General features: G+C 53.3%; 13 protein-coding genes and 3 tRNA genes. 3 read left to right on the forward strand and 13 right to left on the reverse strand.

Going from position 1 to position 14,544, the window contains the following annotated elements:
* Nucleotides 1-217 precede the first annotated feature (217 nt).
* The 8 genes from ytxC to pdhA form a co-directional block, all read right to left on the reverse strand.
* Complete coding sequence (ytxC, locus tag ATW55_RS14710; RefSeq protein ID WP_235587161.1) at nt 218-1,102, reverse strand: putative sporulation protein YtxC; 885 nt, start codon at nt 1,100-1,102, stop codon at nt 218-220.
* A 162-nt stretch (nt 1,103-1,264) separates the two neighbouring features.
* Entirely contained in the window at nt 1,265-2,140 is an 876-nt protein-coding gene (locus ATW55_RS14715) for a hypothetical protein (protein WP_067719690.1), read from the reverse strand.
* Between the two features lie 174 nt (nt 2,141-2,314).
* A complete protein-coding gene (locus tag ATW55_RS14720) occupies nt 2,315-3,133 on the reverse strand; it encodes a dienelactone hydrolase family protein (RefSeq protein WP_067719695.1) in 819 nt (272 codons plus the stop codon).
* Between the two features lie 16 nt (nt 3,134-3,149).
* Nucleotides 3,150-4,586, reverse strand: a complete 1,437-nt coding sequence (locus ATW55_RS14725) for an NAD-dependent malic enzyme (RefSeq protein ID WP_067719698.1) — start codon at nt 4,584-4,586, stop codon at nt 3,150-3,152.
* A 51-nt stretch (nt 4,587-4,637) separates the two neighbouring features.
* Nucleotides 4,638-6,047 (reverse strand): dihydrolipoyl dehydrogenase, encoded by a 1,410-nt coding sequence (gene lpdA / locus ATW55_RS14730; RefSeq protein WP_067719701.1) that lies wholly within the window; start codon nt 6,045-6,047, stop codon nt 4,638-4,640.
* 3 nt (nt 6,048-6,050) lie between these two features.
* On the reverse strand, nt 6,051-7,394 hold the full coding sequence (locus ATW55_RS14735; protein WP_067719704.1) for a dihydrolipoamide acetyltransferase family protein: 1,344 nt from the start codon (nt 7,392-7,394) through the stop codon (nt 6,051-6,053).
* A 15-nt stretch (nt 7,395-7,409) separates the two neighbouring features.
* On the reverse strand, nt 7,410-8,390 hold the full coding sequence (locus ATW55_RS14740; protein WP_067719708.1) for an alpha-ketoacid dehydrogenase subunit beta: 981 nt from the start codon (nt 8,388-8,390) through the stop codon (nt 7,410-7,412).
* 13 nt (nt 8,391-8,403) lie between these two features.
* Nucleotides 8,404-9,435 carry a pyruvate dehydrogenase (acetyl-transferring) E1 component subunit alpha gene (gene pdhA, locus ATW55_RS14745; RefSeq protein ID WP_067719792.1) on the reverse strand — a complete coding sequence of 344 codons (1,032 nt, stop codon included), beginning with the start codon at nt 9,433-9,435 and terminating at the stop codon, nt 8,404-8,406.
* A 141-nt stretch (nt 9,436-9,576) separates the two neighbouring features.
* Between pdhA and ATW55_RS14750 the strand changes: the two genes are divergently transcribed.
* Nucleotides 9,577-10,299, forward strand: coding sequence for an alpha/beta hydrolase (locus ATW55_RS14750; protein WP_067719711.1), 723 nt, complete (start codon nt 9,577-9,579; stop codon nt 10,297-10,299).
* Nucleotides 10,300-10,461: 162 nt separating this feature from the next.
* Here ATW55_RS14750 and ATW55_RS14755 read toward each other — a convergent pair whose 3' ends face one another.
* A complete protein-coding gene (locus ATW55_RS14755; protein ID WP_067719795.1) occupies nt 10,462-11,466 on the reverse strand; it encodes an NADP-dependent oxidoreductase in 1,005 nt (334 codons plus the stop codon).
* Between the two features lie 94 nt (nt 11,467-11,560).
* Here ATW55_RS14755 and ATW55_RS14760 point away from each other — a divergent pair, with 94 nt between their 5' ends.
* Together ATW55_RS14760 and ATW55_RS14765 are read left to right on the forward strand one after the other, a co-directional pair.
* Complete coding sequence (locus ATW55_RS14760) at nt 11,561-12,472, forward strand: DUF1028 domain-containing protein (RefSeq protein WP_336433227.1); 912 nt, start codon at nt 11,561-11,563, stop codon at nt 12,470-12,472.
* 179 nt (nt 12,473-12,651) lie between these two features.
* Nucleotides 12,652-13,665 (forward strand): HD-GYP domain-containing protein, encoded by a 1,014-nt coding sequence (locus ATW55_RS14765; protein WP_067719715.1) that lies wholly within the window; start codon nt 12,652-12,654, stop codon nt 13,663-13,665.
* Nucleotides 13,666-13,800: 135 nt separating this feature from the next.
* Here the strand turns inward: ATW55_RS14765 and ATW55_RS14770 are convergent.
* The 4 genes from ATW55_RS14770 to ATW55_RS14780 all read right to left on the reverse strand — a co-directional run bounded on the left by ATW55_RS14770 (nt 13,801) and on the right by ATW55_RS14780 (nt 14,406).
* A tRNA-Leu gene (locus ATW55_RS14770) sits at nt 13,801-13,883 on the reverse strand.
* A gap of 77 nt (nt 13,884-13,960) precedes the next feature.
* Nucleotides 13,961-14,122, reverse strand: a complete 162-nt coding sequence (locus tag ATW55_RS16400; protein ID WP_160327266.1) for a hypothetical protein — start codon at nt 14,120-14,122, stop codon at nt 13,961-13,963.
* 124 nt (nt 14,123-14,246) lie between these two features.
* Nucleotides 14,247-14,321, reverse strand: a tRNA-Gly gene (locus ATW55_RS14775).
* Between the two features lie 12 nt (nt 14,322-14,333).
* Nucleotides 14,334-14,406, reverse strand: a tRNA-Phe gene (locus tag ATW55_RS14780).
* Nucleotides 14,407-14,544: the final 138 nt, after the last annotated feature.

Below are 14,544 nucleotides of genomic sequence, written 5' to 3' on the forward strand. Positions count from 1 at the left end.
ACGCGTATCCGCGTGCCTTCAGCCGCGTAACGTGCGGTTCCGTCCACTCTTATCGCGCATGCGTTCAGAAGGAAGCGTACGGTGTGGTAAATCGATTCGCCAAACCCTGGACAGGCTTTCAGCGTTTGCCCGTCCTCTCTGCAAGGTGCCGAACCGTTCTTGTCACCGATCATCGCCGTATGCATTTCTATTAACTTACATCATCAAAACTGCCGTGTCAACTCTTTTCCAGCGGATAAAATTCACTTAGAAACGGATCCGCCTCTGCACTGGCGCGTTTCTTGACGCGGTCGCCAAACACTTTTTCTACCGTCAGAAAAAAGGGAATTTCAGACGCATCCGCATGCAAGACGATTCGCTCTGGTCCGCGCGTGATCAGAGCACTCATCAGCACATCATGCGGATGAAGATCCCGGCTGCTGTGCTTCAATGCAATCTCATTCATCAGCGTCAAATCGAGTTCCTGTCGGTTTTCCTCAAAGGCGCGAATCACGTTTTGCGCACACACGAGATGAATTTCACCTGGCGTCTGTTTTGCAGAATCCGCAAAAAAACGAAGTACACTGACAAATTCCTCATACTCTTTATTCGCGAGAAACGAATCGACCGTATCTTTTATCACATCGTGAATCAAATTCAGACGCTTTGCAAAACGAAACGTCATCACGCCGCCCAGATGAACTTCTCCCTGCCTGAGCAACAATTCGCGAATCTGCAAAAAAAGAAGCGGCCATCTGCTCTCCACACCCTCTTGCGAATCCTTGGCAATCTCAGCAGGATAGTTCACGGCCATCTCGTGAAATGCTCGCACTTGAAGGAGGTTTTGTTCGTCGTCATCAAGATAGCTGTGGTGCTCCCGCAGTGTCCTCCCGATAAAACGATAGAGCCAAACCCCTCTTAAGTAGCGAAACAAAAGCATTGCAATGCGATTGCACACTACCTCTTTTGATTCAATCCCTTCCACGTGCAGATCGACATAATTCGGGCACTCAAGATCATCGACGGAAAGCGAGAACACAATTCCCTTTCTCGCGAGTTCCACCGAGCGTTTTTGCAGCCACAGGAGAAAATCGCGCTTGTCTTCCGATGTTGTAATGCGCATGTAGTGCACGATCAAACCTCCAAACACCCCGATCGCCCTTTGTCCCTCGCAACGGCATGGCCGATTTCCGACTGCAAGGTACACATGGAAGGTTTGAGAGAGGTCCAATTGGCGGGGGTCGTCATCCACATCACCTACAGTATGTCTAGGTGATGTGGCCCGCTATACCTTTTTGATACGCTGAATGGCCTGCAACATGCTTATACCAGCGATAAAAAAAACTGGAATGACCGCAAGAAAAAAGCCGACACCGATTTGATGGAGGTTGTGCACATGTATTCCTGTCGTAAATCCCCATGATTCAGTCGGAACGATCAAGGAAAAACTGCCCACGAGAAGAAAGACAAGCCCGCCATAAAACAGCACCTGACCAGACACGTGGCGCGCGATATACACCATGGCATTGCTAGACACGTTCATGCGGCTGATCAGAAAACCAATGAGGCCGCCGAATGCGATTTGCATGATCATCGTGCCAATGCCAAAGAAAAGCCCAGGAAGAAACCCGACGAAGGCAGACGGCATCTGTGGCGCCAACACGGTATAGACAATGACGGCAAAAGCACCCGTTCCAAAGCCTGCGATAAACCCGTGCAAAAGCGCGAGACGAACAGAAGAGCGCGCGCTGATTCCAGCATCCGCCACCGGAGTGAGCCGAAGCGCCCGCGTAAGCGCCGCTTCGAGAAAGCCAAGCCAGTGAATGTGACGGCCAAGACGCAGGATATACGCGCCAGACAGCGCCATGACAAGTCCTACGACCACATAGATCAGCGCGTTTGCGTGAAAGAGCAGCGTCACCTGTTTGAGGGCGACAAACGAAAGCTCAGACATGAGCGCGCGCTGCACCGTAAATGCGAGAGAGAAGGCAAAACCCGCCCGCATCCCGCCGCGCGTGCTGTAGCTTCCAACGGAGTAGCTAAAGGTAATCGGCCACGTATGTTCATCAGGCGTGATTCCGTGAACCATGCCAAGTAGCAGCGCAGTCAAGAGAACGGTTAAGAGTGACATTGACCCTGACGGATTCCAAAGATTGATCATAAGGCCTCCTGAGATCGATCCAAGACGTATTGGATAAAGCGAAATGATTACGATTAACAACTGAGTTCACATTACCACAGATGCGCCCAATTGTAAATCGTAATCATTACGGTTATCTAAAATGAACAGACGCCTCTGACACACCGTCAGGGCGTCTGTTTCGCAAGGGATCTCTCACTGCGCGACATGTCGCAAAAAGAAACCGAGCGTTGCCGCAAAAGCGTGACGCGCCGCATCGCTGTGATAACTCGCGCGCGTATCATTAAAAAAAGCGTGTTGCGCACCTTCATACACATGAAAATCAAACGGTCTCGAAGCACTCTTCATCGCGTCAGCAAACGCCGTTACTCCATCGGTAATGCGCGGGTCAAGCCCCCCGTAGAAACCGATGATTGGGCAGGTACCTTGTGTGACGTTGTCGGCAGACGGAGACGTGCCATAGAAGATGGCCGCACCCCGCAGTTCGCGGTCGCGGCACGCCAAGAGCGCGGACAGCGCACCACCCATGCAAAACCCGACAGAACCGATGGAGCCACTGCTGACCGCGCACGCGTCACTGCGCAAAAAAGAAGTCGTCTCAAGCATCTGATCCATGTAGAGCTCCATGTTGAGCCCGGAGAAGAGTTTGGCAAAGGTTTCATGAACGCTTTCTCGCTCAGGGGAAGGCAATCGGTCAAGCGCCTTCTGACGCTCGTCAGGGCTGTGCCAAGCAGTCGATGGCAAGGTGTCTAAAAAGGTTTTGACCGCATCAATTCGCTCCCGCGCCAAAACCTCCGGCCGCGCCCCATCCACTGCGTAGAGATCAGGCGCAAACGTCGCATAGCCCGCCTCGGCAAAGCGCGCCGCAACATCTTCAATATGCGCGTCAACACCCCAGATCTCCTGAATGACCACAAGCGTCGGAAGCGGCGTCTTTGCGCGTCTCGGATATTGTAGGAGCCCTGTGTATTTCCCATTCTCGCCGTATGTAATCCACTCACTCGTCAATTGCACAGCAGCCCCACTCCTTCTATAACGTCGTCGTGTAATTCCCGTCGAGCCGCTCCCTGCGCGCAACTCCGCTGGCAATTGCCGCCTCGACCACCGCCCGGCTGACCGCTTTTGCCACGCGCTTGTTAAACACACTCGGGATAATATAGTTCTCGTTTAGCTCATCATCCGAAACAATCGCCGCAATCGCGCGCGCTGCCGCCAGTTTCATCGGCTCATTGATCTCCGCCGCCCGACAGTCGAGCGCGCCCCGAAAAATCCCTGGAAAGCACAGCACGTTATTGATCTGATTCGGATAATCGGAACGACCCGTCGCCATGACGCGCACATACGGTTCAGCAACCTCCGGCTCGATCTCAGGCGTCGGATTCGCCATGGCAAAGACAACCGGATCGCGGTTCATCATCTTCAAATGATCCACCGTCAAAACGCCGGGACCCGAAAGGCCGATAAATACGTCCGCATCGCGTATTGCGTCAGCCAGACTCCCCGTCACACCTGCTGGATTCGTGTTTTTAGCATACCAATCCCAAGCGACGTTATCATACTCATTCTTATTCGAAATAATGCCGTTTCGATCAACGCCGATAATGTTCTTGACACCGGCGGCGATGAGCATTTTCGTGCAAGCAACACCGGCGGCGCCAATACCTGTCACGACGACGCGCACCGCCTCGATTGGCTTTTGCACAATTTTGATCGCGTTTAAAAACCCTGCCAGAAGAACGACGGCCGTCCCGTGCTGATCGTCGTGAAATACAGGAATATCAAGCTCTTCACGCAAGCGATCCTCAATCTCAAAGCAGCGCGGCGAACCGATGTCTTCAAGGTTGATCCCCCCGAAAACGGGAGCCAACGCGCGTACGATGCGAATGATTTCTTCCGTATCCTTTGTGTCAAGGCAAATCGGAAAAGCGTCCACGTCGGCAAACTGTTTGAACAGCATTGCCTTTCCTTCCATGACAGGAACAGACGCGGCAGCCCCGATGTCGCCAAGTCCGAGAACCGCCGTCCCATCCGTCACGATCGCCACGGTGTTTCGCTTGATTGTAAGCGTGTATGCTTTTTGCGGGTCAGCGTGAATCGCCTGGCACACACGCGCAACATCCGGTGTGTAGACGCGCGAGAGGTCATCACGGTTCTTGACGGGGGACTTCGCATGAATCTCTATTTTTCCACCAAGGTGCATGAGAAAGGTGCGGTCAGAAACATTGACCACTTTGACCCCAGGAAGCGCGTGCAGTTCTTTGACAATCTGCTCCCCGTGCGCCCGGTCAAACGCCTGCACCGTCATATCGCGCACCGCCGTCGTTTTCGTCGCGGAAATCAAGTCGACCGCGACGATGTCCCCACCGTTTTCTCCGATTGTCTTTGCCAATTGGCCGAAGGTAGCGATGGAATTTTCAAGCTCCAACCGCAGAATCAGGCTCGTACCGGCCGTGTGTTGCACACTCATGCTCAGACCCCTTTCAAGGCAACCCGCTCTCGTGTGAAGCGATTTATAATGTCAACGCACCACCACGTGAATGGGCGATCCGAGGGCAACCTCCGCCGACTCCATCACCATCTCGCCAAGCGTCGGGTGCGCGTGAATCGTGAGCGCAACGTCTTCGAGTGTCGCGCCGAGTTCAATGGCGAGCGCCAACTCTGCGATCAGGTTTGAAGCCTCTGCCCCAATCACTTGCGCGCCAAGCAGCAGACCGCTCTTTTTGTCTGCGATCAGTTTGACAAATCCTTCATCCGCGTTCAGCGCAACTGCGCGTCCATTTGCCGCATACGGAAAACGCCCGACTGACACCTCTTTATTTTCCGCTTTTGCATCCGCCTCGCTGAGTCCAACTGTCGCAATCTCCGGATCAGAAAAGACAACGGCCGGAATGCAGCGATAATCGACGACACTCTCATGCCCTGCGATCACTTCCGCCGCCACTTTTCCTTCATAGGATGCCTTGTGCGCGAGCGCGGCGCCCGGAACGATATCCCCGATCGCATAGATATTTTGCACGCTTGTGCGACACTTTTCGTCGACCTCAATCAAGCCTTTATCCGTCAACTTGATTCCGATCGTGTCAAGGCCGAGTTCTTCCGTATTTGGACGACGGCCGACCGTGACGAGCACGTAGGATGCGCGAACGGTGTGCGTCTCCTCGCCGAGCGCATACGTGAGCGTAACGCCTGTCTCATCTTCTTCAACGCTTTTTGCCATCGCTTTTGTCACGACATCGACGTCATACTTTTTCAAGTTGCGCAAAACAAGGCGTGACAATTGAGGCTCAAACAGCGGCAGAATCGAATCGGTGCCTTCAAGAATCGTCACTTTTGCCCCAAACTTGGCAAACGTTTGCCCCAGTTCGATTCCGATATAACCGCCGCCGATCACGATGAGACTTTCGGGGACCTGATCGAATGACAGCGCCTCATCTGAGGAGATGACGCGCTTTGAAAAGGGAATCGAACGCAGTTCGATCGGACGCGACCCTGTCGCAATGATGCAGTGATTAAAGCGATAGCTGTGACCTTCCGTTTCCGTCATGACGCGCGCCTCATCTGGCTTTGAGAAAAAAACTTCCCCTTGGATGACATTGATCTTATTGCCTTTGAGCAGCGTCTTAACGCCGCCTGTCATCTTCTCAACGACCGTCTGTTTCCACGCCTGAACCTTGGAAAAATCAAGCGTGGCGGTCGTTTCGACACCCGGATATGGCGACGTTTTTGCCGCCTCGTAGTGATGCGCCGCAGAGATAAGCGCTTTGGAAGGAATACATCCGCGATTGAGACACACGCCGCCAAGATCCGCCTTGTCAACCACCGTGACAGACTTCCCCAACTGAGCGGCGCGAATGGCGGCCACATAACCGCCCGGTCCTGCACCGATGACCAGCACGTCAACTTCTTCAGTCAACTCTCCGACAACCAAATCCTACACCTCCATCAGAAGCAACCGCGGATTTTCTAACAGACGTTTGACTTCGTTCATGGTTTGTTGCCCAAGAACACCGTCAATAATTCGATGATCGAAACTAAGAGAGAGCGCCATGACGTGCGCAGGCACGATCTGGCCATTTTTCACAATCGGCTTTTCGCTGATCCGCCCGACACCAAGAATCGCCACTTCCGGAAAGTTGATAATCGGCGTGAAGAAAAGGCCGCCAGCCGACCCGATGTTTGTAATTGAAATGGTGCTCCCCTTCATCTCGTTGGGCCCAAGTTTTCCTGCGCGCCCGCGCGCCGCAAGATCGGAAATCTCCTGCGCGATCGTCCACATGTTTTTTTGGTCTGCGTGGCGGACGACCGGCACAAGCAGACCGCGCTCTGTGTCCGTTGCGATGCCGATATGGTATTCCTTTTTAAGGACCAGTTCTTGCCGCTCTTCATCAAGAGTTGCATTCAGCGCGGGATATCGCCTTACAGCCGAAATCAGCGCTTTTACGATGAACGGCAAATACGTGATTTTCGTGCCGCGCTCTTGCGCCAAAGGCTTTAATTCCTCACGCAGTTTGACAAGTTCAGTCACATCTACTTCATCGAGCACTGTCACATGGGGGGCGGTGTGCTTTGAGCGCACCATCGCTTGCGCGATCAACTTGCGAATCGTCGTCAGCGGCACACGCTCTTCAAGAGCCGCTCCCTGCGCAAAATTCCCCTGAACAGGTTCCGCGGATGACGTCTGTGCGCTCTGCGCTTCGTGTGGCAACATCACGGTCGCCCCATCGTGGGATTCGCTTTGCGCGTGATCAGCACCCGCGAGAAACCGCTCAACATCTTCACGCAAAATCTTTCCATTCGGCCCCGTCGGAATGACATTGCCTAAAAAAACACCTGACTCGCGCGCAAACTTGCGCACAGACGGCGCGGCGAGAATCTCGCGCGAAGAAACACCCTGCGGCTGCGTCGCGCCTTTTGCTGGAGCGGTCACTGCCTTTGTTTCTGTGGCAGACGCCGAAGCAGTCGTCTGTACAGAGGCTTGCGCTGTGTCGCTTGCTGCATGTGTTGTTCCAAGCGAAGGTTCCGCGTCTGCAGAACCCTCCACTTCAAACGACATGATCAAATCGCCAACCACGACCGTCGCGCCTGCCTCGACATGAATCTGCGTGATTTTACCGTCGATCGGACTCGGCAGTTCAACCATCGACTTGTCATTCTCGACTTCAGCGATCGGATCGTCTTCCTTCACCACATCACCCGGTTTTACGAGCCACTTTTCGATCCGACCCTCGTGCAGCCCCTCACCCAATTCAGGAAACCGCAATTCATAGAGTGCCACGTTGCTTCCCCCTTCTCAAAGTGCGAGTGCCGCTTCAAATCCTGTCAGCACACGCTCCGTGCTGGGAAGCCACTCTTCTTCGATTTGCGCATACGGATAGACCGTATCAGGCGCCGTGATGCGTTTGACCGGCCCCTCAAGATGGTAAAGCGCATGCTCATTGATCTGCGCGACAATCTCTGCCGCTGCGCCAGCCGTTCGCTGTGCCTCTTGCAAAACAACCGCGCGGTTCGTCTTTTTGACCGACTCGATGATCGTTTCGATATCAATCGGGCTGATCGTGCGCAGATCGATAATCTCTGCCTCAACACCTTTTTGTTTTGACCATTGGTCCGCCGCTTTTAGCGCTGTGTGAACCATCGCGCCATAGGCCACGACCGTCAGATCCTTGCCGGGGCGAACGACAGCTGCCTTTCCGAGCGGCAGTGTGTACGCCTCTTCAGGCACCTCCGCGCGCATTGAGCGGTAGAGCTTCATATGCTCCAAAAAGAAAACGGGATCGTTGTCGCGGATTGCAGAAATGAGAAGCCCTTTCGCATCGTACGGATTCGAGGGAATCACCACTTTTAGTCCGGGGGTTTGAAGCAACAAGCCCTCCAGGCTGTCAGCGTGCATCTCCGGCGTTTTCACACCGCCGCCAAACGGTGCGCGATAGACGATGGGCGACGTGTAGCGGCCACCTGAGCGAAAGCGCATGCGCGCAGCCTGGCCCGCGATTTCATCCATCGCTTCAAAGACAAATCCGAAAAACTGAATCTCTGCAATCGGTCGAAACCCTTGCAGCGCAAGGCCCGTCGCCAATCCTGCAATGCCCGATTCTGCAAGCGGCGTGTCAAACACACGTTGATCGCCATACTTTTTTTGCAAACCGTCAGTCGCGCGAAAAACGCCGCCGCTCTGTCCGACGTCTTCCCCAAACAAAAGTACGCTTGGATCGCGCGCCAGTTCATTGTCAAGCGCACTGGTGATCGCTTGGATCATCGTCATCTGTGCCACAAAATTCTCCCCCTCACTTCACAAACTCGGCACGCTGTGCGCGCAGGTCATCTGGCAACTGCTCAAACATCACATCAATCAATTCGGGAACGGTCATTTTCGGCTGCGCATCTGCTTTTGCCAGCGCTTCGCTCACGGCCGTTTTGGCCTCCTCAATAACCGCTTCTTCATCCGCCTGGCTCCACAGACTTTGGCCTTCCAGATACGCGCGAAAACGCACCAGCGGGTCGCGGCGCTGCCATGACTCTTCGAGTTCCTTGCTCCGATAACGCGTCGGGTCATCGCCACTCATCGTGTGTGGCCCAAAGCGAAACGTCATCGACTCAATCAGTGACGGCCCCTCACCCGCCCGCGCGCGCTCTACCGCCCGTTTGGTCGCCGAATAAACTGCCAAAACATCCATTCCATCCACGCGCTCACTCGGAATACCGGCGGCTGCCGCCTTTTGCGCAAGTGTCTCTGCCGCTGTTTGAAGATGAACCGGAACAGAAATTGCAAACTGGTTATTTTGTATGATAAAGACTGCCGGCGCCTGGTAGGCTCCTGCAAAATTGATACCCTCGTAAAAATCGCCCTGCGACGTTCCACCGTCGCCGATATACGTAAAGGCAACGCGTTTTTCCTTTTTCAACTTGAACGCAAGCGCCACGCCCGCTGCTTGCACAATCTGCGCGCCGATAATGATCTGCGGCATCAGAACGTTGACGCCTTCGGGCATTTGACCGCCGTGAACGTGTCCGCGCGAATAGAGAAACGCTTGGTACATCGGCCACCCATGCCAGACGGCCTGCGGCACATCGCGGTAGCTCGGAAGCAGAAAATCTTCTTTTGACGTAGCCGCCTCACTGCCAATCATGGAGGCTTCTTGGCCTGCGACAGGCGCATAAAAGCCGAGACGCCCCTGACGTGTCAATTTAATAGCCCTTTGATCCCAAATGCGAGTAAACACCATTTTGCGCATGATCGCGCGAAGTTCATCATGGGAAAGTTGCGGCAACAACGCTTCGTTGACGACATGACCATCCACATCGAGAATCTGCAACATATCATTTGGCGCGTTAAGCACTGAACTCAAGGGAAATCCCCCCAACGTCTTCGGATTTTCCATCGTGTGAAACAGATGATGATCATAGTATAATACAGTTCAGGTAATCTTGCGAATATCTTTTTTAAAGGCGTGAGGAAAATGGCTCAAAATGAAGGTTTATCAAGAAAAGTGGTCTCTCACACCGTCGCCAGCCAGGCGTTGCACGAGGCGCGCGATTTGAAGGTTTACATTCCACCGGGTGGAGAAAACGCGAAATACCCTGTCCTCTATTGCCACGATGGCCGGGAATTTTTTACACACGGGAGGATCGCAACAATCGCGCACCGACTGATTACAAGCGGACAACTCCAGCCGATGTACATCGTCGGGATGGCCGTAAATCCCGCTCATCGGACAGATGACTACGCGTATCACGGAAAACGGGGCGCCGCGTATGATGAGTTTGTCCTAAACGAATGCGTTCCTTTCATCGAAGATCTCTATCCGGTCGACCAAGAGGAGCGCTACATGGCAGGCGTGTCGCTTGGCGCCGCAGCCACCTTGCGCATTTTCGCAAGTGATGATGAAGCCTTTTCAAAAATGCTGCTTTTTTCAGGAGCCTTTTACGAGGACGTCCTTCACGCAATCGATCGCGAGGCGCTGCTTTTCTCGTCCGCAGCGTACTGGATGTGTGTCGGGGAGCAAGAAACAGAGGTGAATACGCCGTCAGGCACGTACAATTTCTTGGCAGCCAGCAGAGACGCCGCCACACGCCTGCGTGCAATCCAAGCAAACGTGACATACCGCGAGGCGCCCGGACAACATTTGTGGGGATTCTGGCAATCTCAGCTTCCTGACGCGCTGGTTTGGCTTAACAAATAAGGCGCTGCGTACAGGAAGCCCGCCACCCTTTGCGTGGAGCGTAACTCATGGCGTGTGGCAAAGCAGCTCTTTCGCTGAGGCACAATGCACCGAGGGGTTCTGCTCCCTTTTTGAACTGCCGCATGTCATTCATGTTCAAAAAGGGGCAGGCAAGATTCAGCCTTAAAAATCAGAGACTTGAACCAATTGCTTCCCGATATTATCCCCCCGGAACAGCCCAAGAAACGCATCCACCGCGTGTTCGAGGCCATGGACGATTGTCTCGCGGTTTTTGATCCGCCCTTCGCGGTACCATATCGCCAGATCGTGTATGGCCTCATCGTGACAGTGCGCGTAATCACTCACGATGAACCCCTTCATCAGTGCGCTGCGAATTAACAGGAGCGTCTGCGGGCGTGGACCAAGATCCGGCTTCTCCAGATTGTACTCTGCGATCTGTCCGCACAGAATAATGCGTGCCCCTTTGTTGATGCGCTGCATTACATCATCGCTGAGAGATCCGCCGACGTTGTCAAAGTAGATGTCCACACCATCTTTACACACGTTTCGCAGCGCTTCACGCATCGAAGATTCCGTTTTGTAATTGATCGTTTCATCAAATCCACACTCATCTTTAAGATACTGCGTCTTCTCATCGCTTCCCGCGATCCCTACCACTCGGCACCCTTTTAACTTGGCAATCTGACCTGCGATCATCCCCACGGCACCCGCCGCGCCAGACACGACCACCGTTTCGCCAGCTTTTGGCTCGCCGATCTTCAAAAGACCGCAATACGCCGTGAGTCCCGGCATGCCAAGGACGCCAAGCGCCAAGCTTTTAGGCGCGAGCGATGGATCAAGTTTGCGCAGGTGTTTGCCATTCACGCGCGAGTAATCCTGCCATCCGAGCATGCCAAGAACCATGTCACCTTCTGCAAACGCGTTGTGGCGTGAAGCCACGACGCGCCCCACAACACCTCCTTGCAAAACCTCGCCAAGCGCAAATGGCGGAACGTAGGATTTAGTGTCATTCATCCGCCCTCGCATATAGGGATCGACGGACAGATAAACCGTCCGCACAACTACCTCCCCCTCGCCCGGAGTCGGTATCGCCTCTTCACGCCATGCAAACGAATCCATTTTCGGCAAACCCTCAGGGCGTTTTACAAAAATCACTTGTCGATTCATCACTGTATAAAGCCCCCCGTTTACGATCTAGCCATCTCTTACGCAACCCACTATACTACATGTAATAAAGAAGTGAATCTTAGGAGTGAGTTCATTGAAACGTATCATGCGACACGACGAAATCCCCTTGGTTTCCACGTACTCTATCGTCGCTTACGATGAAGCGACCGCCGAGTTGGGCGTTGCGGTCCAATCGAAGTTTTTGGCCGTTGGCGCAGTGGTCCCGCATGCCAGTGCAGGGGTTGGCGCAATCGCCACACAGTCATTTTCCAACACATCATTTGGCCCTCGCAGCCTCGCCGCGTTACAGCTTAAAACCCCGCCCGAGGACGTGCTCGCAGATCTTTTGCGCGATGATCCCGCGCGCGAATTGCGACAGGTTGGCATTGTGAATGCCCGCGGGCAAAGCGCGACATTCACAGGAAAAGACTGTTTTCCGTATGCGGGCGGCATTGCAGAACACGGATTCGCGGCGCAAGGCAACACCCTTCACGGCCCTGACGTGATCGAGGCTATCGCCCAATCGTATCGCTCCTCAAAAGGCCCCCTCGCCGAACGGTTGATCGCAGCGCTGGCGGCCGGCCAAGCAGCAGGCGGAGATCGACGCGGCATGCAGTCTGCTTCACTATTGATTGTAAGGGAAAACGGTGGATACGGCGGATTTAATGATCGCGCAATCGATCTGCGCGTTGACGATCACGACCAACCCATCACAGAACTCGCTCGCCTGCTTACGCTGCACAGACTCTATTTCGAGCGGACACGTAAGGAAGACCGCCTTCCACTCGCAGGGGAGTATCTTGAAGAAGTAACCGTCTCACTGCGCGCCCTTGGCTATCCCCCTGCCCTAGAGCACGACATGGACGCGGTGAAAAAAGCGCTGTTCTCCTACATTGGAACTGAAAACTTTGACGAGCGCTGGAGCGAAGATGCAATCATTGATCGCAAGGTGCTTGAATTCATGAGAAATCAGATAGCCACTCAAAAAAACGGTTCTCACGCATAGAACAGATTCTCACAAAAGAGATGTAAAATTGTAGAATAAAATGGTAAGATGATCTAAGAATTCATTTGATTTGCACAGCTTCTTCTGCTTTGTGACAATCAAGAATTTGTCATACCCATACACGTCTATACGCTTGAGTATGCACAAGAAAACTTTAGATTCGGAAAGCGTGATTCTCTATGAAAACGGACCCCCAGTTTTTGCGGCTTCTGATCGGCAAAGTGTTAAAGGATGACATGATCAGCCAATACGGGTCGATCGTTTTGCCAAGAGATAAAGTGCTTGATGAGGACGATATCCGTAGAGCGATGAAGCATCCCGTACTCTACCAAAGCAAACGCGATGACCCTGATCCATTCAACTATCACAAGACAGTCAACGAAGCGACCGTTCAACTCCAAGAGATCTTTCGCTATGCGCGCCATCACAACCGAATCCCACTCGATGAGGTGCAGCGCAAATTCTGTCCCATGGTACGCGAGATAAGTGCGAACCCCACCTTGAACAAGCTTCTTCAGGCGCTTCAGGCAAAGGATGACTACACCATTCGGCACAGTGTGGCGGTCAGCATCTTGTCGACGCTGATTGCGACATGGCTTGGGGTCAACGACTCTGATCTCGCATCCATCACGCTCGCCGCGACCCTTCACGATATTGGCAAGATGCGCGTATCAGACGATATTCTCAATAAACCCGGAAGACTTACGCAAGAAGAATATGCGGAAATGCAAAAACACACCATCTACGGCTACCAAATGTTAAAAGAGACAGTCGGCGCATCCCACAGGCAGGCCCTGGTCGCACTCCAGCACCATGAGCGCATGGATGGAACAGGTTATCCACTGCACTTGTCCGCTGATCAAATCTCACTCTTTGCGCGCATCGTGTCGATTGCCGACGTCTTTCACGCCATGAGTTCAAAACGGATCTATCACGATGAACTGCCGCTATACCAAGTGCTCGATGAGCTACAGTCTGGAATGTTCGGGAAATTTGATGCGGAGATCGGCAATATGTTTCTCGTGCGCATGATGGAGACGCTGGTTGGTGATGACGTAATTTTGACCGACGGCCGAATCGGCACAATCCTCCTGATCCATCGACACGATCCAGTGCGCCCCTTGTTGCAAATGGAAAATGATTATGTTGATCTGAGCACACAGTATCATTTAAAAATCGCGTCCGTGATTTAATCTAGGCACATTCTCGACAGGTACAAATTTCGGCAGCGATTTCGGCAGCACGCAAGGCAAAACTTCATCAAAACAAACAAAAGCGGCTCTCTCCAACAGTGGGAGAAGCCGCACTCTTACAGGGTTTTTCTGCAATGCCGAGGACGGGACTTGAACCCGTACGGGGTTTCCCCCAGCGGATTTTAAGTCCGCAGCGTCTGCCATTCCGCCACCCCGGCCCGAATACGTTTAAAGTATCACAGAATGTTTTCTAAGGTCAAATCACAGAATTGCCCGTGTATCCAAACTGCGTTATTCAATCTACTTCAGCAGCCTCATCACTCATGATACGCGAGTTAATCGAAAGCCCTACAGCCACCACAATTGCACCAACGATCAAAAGCCACTGCCCTCCGGCTATAAGACGAGCAACGTACGCAGCAATTTGCGCCTTTTCTTTCGCAGTTCGTTTTGCCAACGGTGCCCACAACCTGTCTTTGTCACATTCGCTACTGTAGACTATGCGGCATGATAAATGAATACTTGCACGTTTTACCGCATAAAAAAAATCACCCTCAGGTGAATTCCTTCAAGTACATCGATGGAGCGGAAGACGGGATTCGAACCCGCGACCCTCGCCTTGGCAAGGCGATGCTCTACCCCTGAGCCACTTCCGCAAAACAACAAGGTGGCTCGGGACGGAATCGAACCGCCGACACGAGGATTTTCAGTCCTCTGCTCTACCGACTGAGCTACCGAGCCGCTAAGACCTATCTAAGATAGCGCATTCTCATGAATTTGTCAATTCATCAAGATTGCGTCCCAGGCCCCACGCATCTTTTTCCCAGTTGGTCGACCACGGGGACCATTCGAATGCCAAATAGAACCAGACTTCAGGAT

Source organism: Ferroacidibacillus organovorans, from assembly GCF_001516615.1.
Lineage (GTDB): Bacteria > Bacillota > Bacilli > Alicyclobacillales > SLC66 > Ferroacidibacillus > Ferroacidibacillus ferrooxidans_B.

Excerpts from the sequence above, each read along its gene's own strand:
- ytxC (WP_235587161.1), bottom strand. The coding sequence starts at position 1,102 with ATGCGCATTACAACATCGGAAGACAAGCGCGATTTTCTCCTGTGGCTG.
- ATW55_RS14715 (WP_067719690.1), bottom strand. The coding sequence starts at position 2,140 with ATGATCAATCTTTGGAATCCGTCAGGGTCAATGTCACTCTTAACCGTT.
- ATW55_RS14725 (WP_067719698.1), bottom strand. The coding sequence starts at position 4,586 with ATGAGTGTGCAACACACGGCCGGTACGAGCCTGATTCTGCGGTTGGAG.
- pdhA (WP_067719792.1), bottom strand. The coding sequence starts at position 9,435 with ATGTTGCAGATTCTCGATGTGGATGGTCATGTCGTCAACGAAGCGTTG.
- ATW55_RS14750 (WP_067719711.1), top strand. The coding sequence starts at position 9,577 with ATGGCTCAAAATGAAGGTTTATCAAGAAAAGTGGTCTCTCACACCGTC.
- ATW55_RS14755 (WP_067719795.1), bottom strand. The coding sequence starts at position 11,466 with ATGAATCGACAAGTGATTTTTGTAAAACGCCCTGAGGGTTTGCCGAAA.
- ATW55_RS14765 (WP_067719715.1), top strand. The coding sequence starts at position 12,652 with ATGAAAACGGACCCCCAGTTTTTGCGGCTTCTGATCGGCAAAGTGTTA.